Origin of the sequence: Segatella maculosa DSM 19339 = JCM 15638, assembly GCF_000382385.1 — a bacterium.
Classification (GTDB): domain Bacteria; phylum Bacteroidota; class Bacteroidia; order Bacteroidales; family Bacteroidaceae; genus Prevotella; species Prevotella maculosa.
This window is the reverse complement of record NZ_KB908321.1, coordinates 135,786-147,804: the sequence shown is the minus strand read 5'-3', so window position 1 is coordinate 147,804 and position 12,019 is coordinate 135,786. Positions and strand designations below refer to the sequence as shown.

General features: G+C 45.4%; 10 protein-coding genes. 2 read left to right on the top strand and 8 right to left on the bottom strand.

Annotation, left to right across the window (positions count from 1 at the left end; genetic code table 11):
* Window positions 1-38: 38 nt before the first annotated feature.
* The 7 genes from rfbD to fmt all read right to left on the bottom strand — a co-directional run bounded on the left by rfbD (window position 39) and on the right by fmt (window position 6,778).
* Window positions 39-911 (bottom strand): dTDP-4-dehydrorhamnose reductase, encoded by an 873-nt coding sequence (rfbD, locus tag H164_RS0104275; protein ID WP_019967476.1) that lies wholly within the window; start codon window positions 909-911, stop codon window positions 39-41.
* 30 nt (window positions 912-941) lie between these two features.
* Window positions 942-1,493, bottom strand: a complete 552-nt coding sequence (locus tag H164_RS0104270; protein WP_019967475.1) for a DUF4924 family protein — start codon at window positions 1,491-1,493, stop codon at window positions 942-944.
* A gap of 27 nt (window positions 1,494-1,520) precedes the next feature.
* Window positions 1,521-2,213: a LysE family translocator gene (locus H164_RS0104265; protein ID WP_019967474.1), complete on the bottom strand. Its 693-nt coding sequence runs from the start codon at window positions 2,211-2,213 to the stop codon at window positions 1,521-1,523.
* Between the two features lie 65 nt (window positions 2,214-2,278).
* Window positions 2,279-3,259, bottom strand: coding sequence for an ROK family protein (locus tag H164_RS0104260; RefSeq protein ID WP_019967473.1), 981 nt, complete (start codon window positions 3,257-3,259; stop codon window positions 2,279-2,281).
* Between the two features lie 101 nt (window positions 3,260-3,360).
* On the bottom strand, window positions 3,361-5,136 hold the full coding sequence (locus H164_RS0104255; RefSeq protein ID WP_019967472.1) for a chloride channel protein: 1,776 nt from the start codon (window positions 5,134-5,136) through the stop codon (window positions 3,361-3,363).
* A gap of 25 nt (window positions 5,137-5,161) precedes the next feature.
* Window positions 5,162-5,731: an L-threonylcarbamoyladenylate synthase gene (locus tag H164_RS0104250; RefSeq protein WP_019967471.1), complete on the bottom strand. Its 570-nt coding sequence runs from the start codon at window positions 5,729-5,731 to the stop codon at window positions 5,162-5,164.
* A 66-nt stretch (window positions 5,732-5,797) separates the two neighbouring features.
* Window positions 5,798-6,778, bottom strand: a complete 981-nt coding sequence (gene fmt / locus H164_RS0104245) for a methionyl-tRNA formyltransferase (protein WP_019967470.1) — start codon at window positions 6,776-6,778, stop codon at window positions 5,798-5,800.
* A 390-nt stretch (window positions 6,779-7,168) separates the two neighbouring features.
* Between fmt and H164_RS0104240 the strand changes: the two genes are divergently transcribed.
* The gene (locus H164_RS0104240; RefSeq protein ID WP_025830086.1) at window positions 7,169-9,109 is read left to right on the top strand and encodes an ABC-F family ATP-binding cassette domain-containing protein; all 1,941 of its coding nucleotides are present in this window, start codon (window positions 7,169-7,171) and stop codon (window positions 9,107-9,109) included.
* Between the two features lie 17 nt (window positions 9,110-9,126).
* The gene (locus tag H164_RS0104235; protein ID WP_019967468.1) at window positions 9,127-11,157 is read left to right on the top strand and encodes a M13 family metallopeptidase; all 2,031 of its coding nucleotides are present in this window, start codon (window positions 9,127-9,129) and stop codon (window positions 11,155-11,157) included.
* Window positions 11,158-11,449: 292 nt separating this feature from the next.
* Here the strand turns inward: H164_RS0104235 and H164_RS0104225 are convergent, their stop codons facing one another.
* Window positions 11,450-11,884 carry an HU family DNA-binding protein gene (locus tag H164_RS0104225; protein WP_019967466.1) on the bottom strand — a complete coding sequence of 145 codons (435 nt, stop codon included), beginning with the start codon at window positions 11,882-11,884 and terminating at the stop codon, window positions 11,450-11,452.
* Between the last annotated feature and the right edge of the window lie 135 nt (window positions 11,885-12,019).

The window sequence follows — 12,019 nt, the reverse complement described above, 5'->3', positions numbered from 1 at the left end:
TAATCCTGATAATCTGCTTAACTTTTTACATTGACATTTCAGACCAGCTCAGCCATACATTTCTTCAGACTATCTGTCCAATATGGGATTTTAATGCCAAAGGTCTCTTTGATTTTAGTCTTGTCAAGCACTGAATAGGCAGGTCTAATAACCTGACTCGGAAATTCATTACTATGACATGGCTGTATATCACAATCTATATGACCTGCAATTTCTGCAATTTTCTTTGCAAAATCAAACCATGAGCAAACACCTTCATTGCTGAAATGATATATTCCTTCATTGCCATCAAGTTTACGATTCTCAATGATATAGAAAATTACATCTGCCAAATCACCGGCATAAGTCGGTGTCCCACATTGGTCGAAAACTACTTTTAACTGAGGTTTTGTCGCAGTCAAGTTCAGCATTGTCTTGACAAAGTTATTTCCAAATTCAGAGTAAAGCCAGGCTGTCCTGATAATAAGATGTTTTACACCAGTAGCTTGAATTCTTTGCTCTCCATGCAATTTGGTCAAACCATAAATACCCGTAGGAGTCCCTTTTTGTTCTTCCCTGCAGGGTGTATTATAGGGATTACCTCCAAAAACATAGTCAGAACTGATATGAATTAAAGATCCACCAACATCTTTCATTACTTTTGCCAGATTCTCAGGTGCCGTTGCATTCAATATTTCAACTATGTCACCAGCTGTTTCTGCTGCATCGACATTCGTCCATGCTGCACAATTAATGATACATTTCACATCATACAACCTCACAGTTTCACGAATATCACCAAGATTAGTTATATCTAAATTCTGATAGCCCTCACAAATATCTGTGAAGATATAATTGTCGTGCCCATTCTTAGAGACCTGCTGTATCTTATGGCCCAACTGTCCATTTGCACCCGTAACTAAAATATTCATATATCAGCCATTTTACGTTATGATACAAAATTATTCATCACCAAAATTCAGACCTTCTGTCTCATCTTTTATATAATAATCACTCAAAAGACCAATAAAAGTAGAGATTTCCTTGATAGCATGTTCCGTATCCGGTGACACATCCTTCTGCTGCATTCGCAACATCATTATTCCATAAAGTGCATCCAAACAAATTTCTATCTCACTCACTTCCTTATTTTCCTTATTACGTAACTCAACAATAAAAGGAAGGACTTTGTAATATTCAGCATTATAGATAGGAAACTTATTACTCTGCAATAGTCGATTGTGAAGGTCGAGCATATCTTTGATTATGATTGTATTGACATCTAAATGACCTTGCTCACGCTTTCCTTCTTCATTCATCATGCGAATAAGATTACCAAACCAATCTAATTCAGCCTCTTTCTGCTCATTTGTATAACCGGAAAACTTACTAATATATGCTTTTCGGATCAATGGAAGGGAACAACCCATTGCACGAATTATATCTTCCATCTGCCACATATATAATAGATATTCAGCAATAGACTTCTTTCTTAATTCTTTTGCTATAAACATTTCTTTACTTTTTGTTGTTTAACAAGCTTATCTTAAAGATGCAAACTCTGGAAGATGATATAAATTAAAGATTGTACCGATAAGAGCTATCAGCGAAAAGATGATGACTACACTACCAATTACCTTGTTTATAATGACGATTCCATTATCATCAAATTTCGTTCTAATTTTATCGACAAGCCATGTTAACCCATACCACCACAACAATGCACCAAATAACACACTTGCATACCCTATACACATTTCTATCTTATGGTCAGGTATTACAAAAGCAAAGAGAGCAAAGAGCATCATGAAGTATGGAACAATTAATAAATTACTAAATGTAACTGCAAAAGCTGTCAAAGCATTATGCCACAACGTACCTCGTCCGTTCCCATTACTTGGATGAGCGTTTTGCATAGGATTGCTGCGATAACTATAAATCCCAAATAGCAATATTAGCACTCCACCAAAAATCTGAAGATAGAATTTTGTGTTAGGATTATTAACAAAATCAATAACAAAACTCATTCCCACCCCCGTTAATACCGCGTAGATTAAATCACTCATAGCTGCACCAACCCCTGTGACAAAACCAAACCAACGACCTTTCTTAAGAGTGCGATTAATACAAAGTATACCTACTGGTCCCATTGGTGCAGATGTAAGAATTCCTATCAAGATACCCTTGAATATGAATTCCAAAATATTTATCTGAAAAGGAAATGACATATCCATAACAGGGTACAAAGTTAAACAAAAAAGGGCAGATTACAAAAGTCATCTGCCTAAATATGAAAAAATTATAATTCCCAACCAATTGCACTGGCACCAAGAACTGCCGCACTAGAACCTTCTAAGCCACTGATCAAAAACTTAGCTTTATTCTTAAACACTGGAAGTATATGTCTGTTATAACTTTCAACAAGCGGTTTCATCAGCAAATCACCCGCTTTGGTCAAACCTCCAAAGAAAATGAATGCCTCTGGACTTGAGAACACTGCAAAGTTCGCACAAGACTCTCCAAGCATTTCTCCTGTAAATTCATAGACACGATTTGCCAAAGCATCACCTTTACTCGCAGCTATACTGACATCCAAGGATGTAATGTCATCTGCATTCATATCACGAAGCAGAGAGGGTTCATCGCTGGTACTGAGGAATTCACGTGCCGTACGAGCAACGCCCGTTGCTGAACAGTAAGCCTCCAAGCAACCCTTACGCCCACAACCACAAAGGCGGCCATCATTAGGTCGCATTGTCGTATGTCCCAACTCACCGGCAAAACCATCGCTGCCATAAACCATCTGACCATTGATAACAATACCCGAGCCAACACCTGTTCCCAAAGTTATAACGATGAAGTTCTTCATACCACGTGCTACACCGTAAGTCATCTCTCCGATAGCCGCTGCATTCGCATCATTGGTAAGTCCCACAGGAATACCACCCAACCGTTTACTGAACATCTCAGCCAAAGGAACAATACCACTATGCCCCCAAGAAAGATTTGGAGCAAATTCTATTGTGCCCGTATAATAGTTGCCATTTGGTGCACCAATGCCCATCGCCTTGATTGTATCAATTCCGCCAACCTGATCTATAATGATGTTCAGTGCTTCAACAGCAGCATTAACATAATCTTCTACTTTTTCATAGCCCTGTGTCTTTATTGCAGTGGTCGCCTTAATCTCTCCACGGGAATCCACAATACCAAATACAGAGTTCGTACCGCCTAAATCAAGTCCGATTACATACGGTTTAATAATTTCATTCGTAGCCATATTCTTACATTAAATAGTATTTTTCAAAATTGATAGTGATAAACTACAGACAAAGATATCATATTTCCATGATTTTTGCAAATTTTTCCTTGACAAATTTATCACTCGGAACTAAAGTCTGCCACTAGATGTCTATACATGCTATACATACGTGTCCTTGACACATAGCCTTTCAGACGATTATTTAAATCGACTACGGGCAGATAATTACAATTGGCAGCCTCGAATTTATGCATCACATCTATCATTTTATCCTCCTTCACCAGCGTTGTTGGCACCGGAGTCATAATATCTTTGACCGTGAAACGATTATACAATTCCGACCGAAACATAATATGGCGTATCTTGGTAATATCCACTTCTCCAAGCAAAGTCCCTGCATTATCCAAGACAGGCAGAAAACTAGTATGACTTTTACTGATGGCATTGATCAACTTGCCAAGTGGCATGTCAGGGGTAACCGATGTAAATTGCCGATCGATGATACTATCTAAACTCATCAATGTCAGAATAGCCTGATCCGTATGATGTGTCAGCAATTTACCTTCACGGGCCAAACGCATTCCATAAATACTATGCTGCTCAAAAACATTAATCGTTAAATAAGCACAGATGCAAACTATCATCAATGGTATGAAAAGCTGATAACCTCCCGTCAGTTCTGCAATCAGGAATATACCGGTAAGAGGAGCCTGCATTACTCCGGCCATTACCCCGGCCATACCCATGAGTGCGAAATTCTTCTCTGGAACATAAACTCCCACTTGATATATATTCCAAATACGGGCAAAGAAGAAACCAGCAAAGCCCCCTATAAACAATGAAGGAGCAAAAGTTCCTCCACAACCTCCAGCTCCATTGGTTGCCGACGTTGCAAATACTTTAGTGAGGACTACCAGTCCTACATACACCACCAACAGATTGCCATGCCCATAAAACATTGATCCGTTCATCACTTGTCCCCAATCGTCTATGGTCTTCCCGTCCAAAAAAATATTGATAGCACTATATCCCTCGCCATAGAGCGACGGAAACATGAATATCAGCACGCTCAACATTACCCCACCAATGATAAGTCGCAGATAAGGAAAACGTTTCATGCCTGCAAACATGTTTTCACACACCGTCATTGTACGCATGAAATAAAGACCGACAAGCCCGCAAAAAACGCCTAATATAATATATGGTGGGACGCGTTGGATATCCCATGCCATATCCATATGGTAAGTGAACAGCGAATCACTACCTACGAAAATATAACTAAAACATGTGGCAGTGACGCTCGCTATCAATATCGGAAGCAATGACGCCATTGTCAAATCGAGCATCAATACTTCAAGCGTGAACACCAAACCTGCTATCGGTGCCTTGAAAATACCCGCTATTGCAGCTGAAGCACCACAACCCACCAACAACATCACCGTGCGAGGTTCCATCTTAAAGAGCCTTCCCAAACTGCTACCTATGGCCGACCCGGTGAGCACAATAGGAGCCTCAGCTCCCACCGAACCACCAAATCCAATGGTTATACTGGAAGCAATGACCGATGTCCAACAGTTATGCGCTTTCAATTGAGATCGCTTGGTGGCAATGGCATAAAGTACCCGTGTGATACCATGCGAGATATTATCCTTGACAACATACTTGATAAACAGTGATGTCAAATAGATACCCACAATAGGGAAAATCAAATAAAGCCAGTTAAAGGTCGTAGTATCGAAACCAGCTGTAAGCAACTGCTGAATTTCCTTGATGATACTATGCAGCACAAAACCTGCCACTGAAGCAAAAAGCCCTATGACAAAGGACAAGATGAGCGTCAGCTGTCTGTCTGACAGATGCTCCTTGCTCCATTTTCTCAAATCAGAAATCTTCAATTCTAAAACCTGTTTGTTTACAAAACTATTTTCGGATTACAGCAACCTCTCCGTTTCTTCCCAGTTTGACGATCGAGCTCGGCGTATGAGGCTTATGCTCCTGCCGGCGACTCCAACACACATAATCGACAGCATTGAGTATAACATCGCTGATATCTTCATAATTAGAGGCAGCAGGTTCGCCACTCACGTTGGCACTGGTACTGACAATCGGCTTTTGGAATCTATAACAAAGTTCTTTACTGAAAGGCTCCGACGTGATGCGCATGGCTAAACTTCCATCTTCTGCCACTAAGTTTTCAGCCACGTTCACCGCATCATCCAAAATCACAGTCGTAGGTTTCATGGCAGCTTCCAATAAATCCCAAGCCACATTGGGCACATTTCTGAAATAACGTTGTAAGCGTGCTTCCGAGTCAACCAAGCAAATCAGTGCCTTTGAATCATCGCGCTGTTTAATGGAATAGACCTTGGCCACCGCTTCCTTATTAGTTGCATCGCAGCCAATTCCCCATACCGTATCTGTCGGATAAAGAATCACGCCGCCTTTTCGCATACACTGAATGGCCTTCTTGATATCTTCTTCTCTTGTCATTATTCGGGTTTTGTTCTTCAATTCGCAAAAGTAACGTTTATTTTCCGGTTTTCCAAATTCCACGTCCTACTTTGTAAGTATCCGAAAAGATTTATCGCGCATTCCATTCAGGAAATCACGTGCACACATACGCTTCTTTCCGGCCATCTGCAGTTCTAAAATCTCCAACCACGCATCTCCACATCTCACGTAAAGACGATTCTTCTCGCTCCTCACCGTGCCAACTTCGGCTTCCATGTCCTCGCTTGTTTTCGCGGTCTTGAATATCTTGAGCACGGATTGTTTCCCATTCTCTTCCATATTCGTCCAACTTCCGGGATAAGGACTCAGTCCCCGAATGAAATCATAAACTCTCTTTGCCGGCAGATTCCAGTCAATCAAACAGGTTTCCTTGAATATTTTTGGTGCCGGTTTCAATTCATTCCCGGCAGACAATGCCAAATCTGCCTGCTCGATACCATCTATTTTGCCACCACATTCAAGTATTTCATCAATGGTTTCAATTGCAACATCGGCTCCTAAAGTCATCAATCCGTCATACACATACGCCACATCTGCTTCGTCAGGAATCGGGAAACGCCTTTGCATGATGACGCGTCCCGTGTCAATATCCTTGTCAAGGAAGAAGGTTGTGACGCCCGTTTCGGTCTCCCCGTTGATGACAGCCCAATTGATCGGCGCAGCCCCTCTGTATTGCGGCAACAGTGCTGCATGCACATTGAATGTGCCGAAACGGGGCATATTCCATACCACTTCGGGCAGCATGCGATATGCAACCACCACTTGTAAGTCGGCTTTATAGCCTCGCAGTTCTTCGACAAAAGCAGGGTCTTTCATTTTCACGGGCTGCAACACCGGCAACCCATGTGCCAAAGCAAACTGCTTCACCGCCGAAGGTTGTAGCTGTTCTTGATGCCGACCTACCGGTTTGTCGGGTTGTGTAACTACGGCCACCACGTTATATCCGCCTTCTACAAGTCGTCGAAGCGTTGCCACGGCAAATTCAGGTGTGCCCATAAAGACTAATCTCAATTCTTCTTTTTCCATTCCATTCGTCGTTTGTCACGCAAAAGTAATAAAATTCTTCTGATATCCCTAACATTCATTCGTCACTTTTAAAACTACGATCGTCCAACACGGCAGATGATAGTAAAATAGAAAAAGAATGCTCTTCGCCCGCGGGCGAAGCTAAAAAATGCAAAAAGAACGTTCTTCGCCCGCGGACGATGATAAAAAATGTAAAAGGAACGCTCGTCGCCCACGGGCGATGATAAAAAAAAGTGAAAGAAACGTTCGTCGCCCGCGGGCGAAGCTAAAAAATGTAAAAGGAAACTATCTTCCTCCATGGATGACGAACGAAAAATAAAAACAAGACGATTTCTTTGCCATATTATTGATAATGCATACCTTTGCATGCGCATAACAAATGAGATTGAAATGATTTCCGTAGAAGGTTTAAAGGTTGAATTTGGTGTAAAACCATTGTTTGTCGATGTCAGCTTTGTCGTGAACGACCGCGACCGAATAGCACTCGTCGGGAAGAATGGTGCCGGGAAATCCACCTTGCTGAAAATCCTCAGCGGCCTTCAACAGCCGACGGACGGTATCGTTTCCATTCCCAACGACACCACGATCGGATATCTTCCACAGGTGATGAAACTTCAGGACGACACTACCGTAAGGGAAGAAACGCGCAAGGCCTTTTCTGATAATATGAGAATGAAGGCCCGACTGGAAAAGATGCAACAGGAGATGGCCGACCGCACGGATTATGACAGCGACGAATACATTGCGTTGGTAGAAAGATTCACGCAGGAGCATGAACGCTATATGATGCTGGGCGGCGAGAACTATGAGGCGGAAATCGAACGCACGCTGACGGGGCTCGGCTTTACACGCGATGACTTTGAGCGTCCCACGAAAGAGTTTTCGGGCGGATGGCGCATGAGAATCGAACTGGCCAAGATACTGCTCCGCAAACCGGATGTGCTGCTGCTCGACGAGCCGACCAACCATCTCGACATTGAGAGCATTCAATGGCTGGAACAGTTTCTGGCGCAGAGCGCAAGCGCTGTGGTGCTGGTGAGCCACGACCGTGCCTTCATCAACAACGTGACCAACAGAACATTGGAAATCACCTGCGGACATGTGGAAGATTATAAGGTGAAGTACAACGAATACCTCGTATTGCGCAAGGAGCGTCGCGAACAGCAACTGCGTGCCTATGAGAATCAGCAAAAGGAAATTGCGGACACGAAGGCTTTTATAGAAAGGTTCAGATATCAGGCCACGAAAGCCGTGCAAGTGCAGCAACGCATCAGGCAGTTGGAAAAAATTGTCCCGATAGAGGTAGACGAGGTCGACAATAAGGTGATGCACTTGAAATTCCCCCCTTGTCTGCGCAGCGGAGATTACCCCGTCATCTGCGACGAGGTCGGGAAGAGCTATGGCGACCACGTTGTCTTTGAGCATGTGACGCTTACCATCAAGCGAGGCGAGAAAGTGGCTTTTGTCGGGAAGAACGGTGCCGGAAAGTCTACGCTTGTGAAATGCATCATGGGCGAAATCCCTTTCACGGGGAAACTGAAGATAGGACATAACGTGCAAATCGGCTATTTTGCCCAGAACCAAGCACAGCTCCTTGATGATACCCTTAGCGTTTATGACACAATAGACCAAGTGGCAACGGGCGACATGCGGCTGAAGATTAACAACCTGCTTGGTGCCTTTATGTTTGGCGGTGAGGTCTCCGATAAGAAAGTAAAGGTCTTGAGCGGTGGAGAACGTAGTCGTTTGGCAATGATAAAGCTGTTGCTCGCGCCTGTGAACCTGCTGATACTTGATGAACCTACCAACCATTTGGACCTTCCTTCCAAAGATGTATTAAAAGAAGCCATCAAGGCTTTTGACGGAACGGCGATTATTGTCAGCCATGACCGTGAGTTCTTGGATGGACTCGTTGACAAGGTGTTTGAATTCGCCGACGGCAAGGTCATTGAACATTTGGGCGGAATTTATGATTACCTGCGTGTGCATCATGCAGATACCATTCAGCAAGCCGTGGACGGGCAGGTCGAGGAAAAGGTGCCTGAAAACAAAGTGACGGCAGAAAAGGTTGGTAAACCGAGTTATCTGGAGCGCAAAGAACTGCAAAAGAAAATCAATAAGGTGGAACGTTCCGTGAAGGAAAGCGAGAAACGGATCACAGCCATGGAAAAGCGAATCAAAGAACTTGATAGCTTGCTGATGGACGCAAAGAACGCCTCTAATATGGAACTGGTCACGGAATATACTTCCGTCAAACAGAAAATCGACGAAGAGAACGAACGATGGTTCATGCTCTCCGAATCGTTAAGTGAATTGAAAAATAATGTCTAACATATTAAGTTATAAGCATGAAAATAAAGAAAATTATTCCGATGATGATGGCAATTGCTCCTATTATGGGAACGGCACAAGACCAATCGGGACTCTACGAAAAGAACTTCGACAGGTCGGTGCGTCCACAAGACGATTTTTATCGATTTGCCACCGGTGGTTGGCAAAAGAACAACCCGCTCCCTGCGGCATATAGTCGTTTCGGCAGCTTTGACCAATTACAAGAGGACAACAACAAACGTATCAACACCATTCTTGGAGAACTGCAGAAAAAGAAGTACAAGCAGGGAACCATTGAGCAGAAACTTTCTGATTTCTACAAGCTGGCTCTTGACGTCGAGCGTCGAAACAAATCCGGCATCGCACCCGTCAAGGGATTGTTGGAGGAAATCGAAGGCGCCAAAACCATTAAAGAACTCCGTGCGCTGCAGTTGAAATATGCCGCTCAAGGCTATGGCGTGCAGTATGCTGCAGGCTTTGGAGCCGATGAGAAAGACGTGAGGAACAATATTCTGAATATCTATCAGAGTGGACTGACGCTCGGCCAGAAGGATTATTATCTCAATAACGACTCTGCAACCGTAGCTATCCGTGAGGCGTATAAGAAATATATCGACCGCATGTTCCGCCTTTACGGTTTCAGTGAGGCCGAAGCCGAGCAGCGCAGCAACGACCTGTTCCGTCAGGAAACGCTCGTAGCTTTGATTTCCAAGAGCATGACCGAACTGCGCGACCCACAGGCAAACTACAACAAGATGTCGTTGGCAGAACTCAAAGCCGATTACCCAAATATTCCCATCGAGCAGCTTGCCAATGCCGAGGGCATCAAGTCTGAATATATCCAGCATGTCATCGTCGGCCAGCCTGCGTTTATGACCGGACTCGACAAACTCGTTTCGCTTCAATCGGTCAATGATGTCAAGGCACTCATGGAGTGGGACGTCATCAGCAGGAGTGCGAATTATCTCACCGACGAGATACGCGAGGCCAGCTTCGACTTCTTTGGCAAGACCATGAGCGGACGCAAGGAGGATTATCCGCTTTGGAAGCGCGCCACCAATCAGGTGGAGGCACAGATGGGCGAAGCTTTGGGCAGAATGTATGTCAAGCGTTACTTCCCCGAATCGTCTAAAAAGATGATGCTCGAACTCGTGAACAATCTCAAAGTGAGCCTCGGCGAACGTATCGATGCACAGACATGGATGAGCGACGCAACGAAGCGCAATGCGCATGCCAAGTTGGATAAATTCTACGTGAAAATAGGCTATCCCGATAAATGGACCGACTACAGCCGACTCACAATCGACCCGGCGAAGAGCTATTATGAGAACGTGATGGCCTGCCGCCAGTTTGCCCACGACAAAGAAATCGCAGACAAGGCCGGAAAGCCCGTCGACCGCGAAGAGTGGGGAATGACACCCCAGACGGTGAATGCCTACTACAACCCGACGACAAACGAGATTTGCTTCCCCGCCGGCATTCTGCAATATCCGTTCTTCGACCCTAAGGCCGACGAAGCCTTCAACTACGGTGCCATCGGCGTGGTCATCGGACATGAAATGACCCACGGATTTGATGATCAAGGTCGGCAATATGATGCAGACGGAAACATGAAAGACTGGTGGACGGCCGACGATGCCAAGGGCTTCGAGAAACGGGCAAAGCTATATTCCGATTTCTTCGACGGCATAGAAGTGCTACCCGGGCTCCACGCCAACGGAAAATTCACGTTGGGCGAGAACCTTGCCGACCACGGCGGTCTGCAGGTTGCCTACCATGCGTTGATGAATGTCATGGCGAAGAAGCATTTAAAAGACAAAGACGGATTTACACCCTTGCAACGCTTCTTCCTGGCCTATGCCGGCGTCTGGGGACAGAACATCACCGAGAAAGAGATACGCAACCGCGTGAAGCGCGACCCACATTCATTGGGCGAATGGCGCGTGAATGGTGCGTTGCCCCACATCGACGCCTTCTACAAAGTGTGGAACGTGAAGCCGGGCGACAAGCTTTATTTGCCGGAGTCTGCACGCTTGCAGCTTTGGTAATAAAAAGCCCACCCCCAACCCCTCCCAAAGGAGGGGAGAGAGCCTCCCCCCAACCCCCTCCGAAGGAGGGGGAGACCGAGCTTGCGGGCAATGATGAACAATACATAATAAACAAAAATAGGCCTTGTGAACTAAAGTGTTCGCAAGGTCTATTTGCATATTTCCCCCTCCCTCGGGAGGGGTTAGGGGTGGGCTTCTCCCCCTCCTTTGGAGGGGGCTGGGGGGGGGAGGCTCTCCTCCCCTCCCTTCGGGAGGGGCCGGGGGTGGGTGTCAGGGGGTGGGTTTGAGGGCTTTAATTCCCGTGCTGCCCAATTCCTCCTTCCTCTTTCTTCTTCTTCCGCGCCGGGTTGTTCACGCTCACCTCGGCCGTCTTGGCAGCCTCGCGCATCTTGCCTTTCGGCGAGAACACGATTTTCGGGGTCTTGAGCGAGGCGGCAGTCACGTCCTCCTTCTTGTCCACCATCTTCGAGGGGTAGTAGACGCGCAGGGCACCGAGTTCACCCAAGTCTACGCTGAAGCCCATCTTCAGCCCGCGGCACACGAGGCGGGCCAGCGTGGTGAGCGCGTTCATCACGTCGCCGTAGGAGAGCGACGTCTCGTCTACGATTTGCTGGCACACGGCGTCGAGTGTCATGCGGTTGTTGTTCTTGGCCACGGCGTAGTACACCGTTTGGCCCTTCTTTGCACCAATCGTCTGTTTCTTCGATTTGATTTCAAATTCGATCATGTTTGTAATTGATTAAGTTTAACATATATGAAGCACCCTTTTCGAAGGGTGCGGAACACGCATCATTATGAGTGCGGAACACTCGCTACAACGAGTACGGAACACTCGTCACAACGAGTACGGAACACTCGCTAC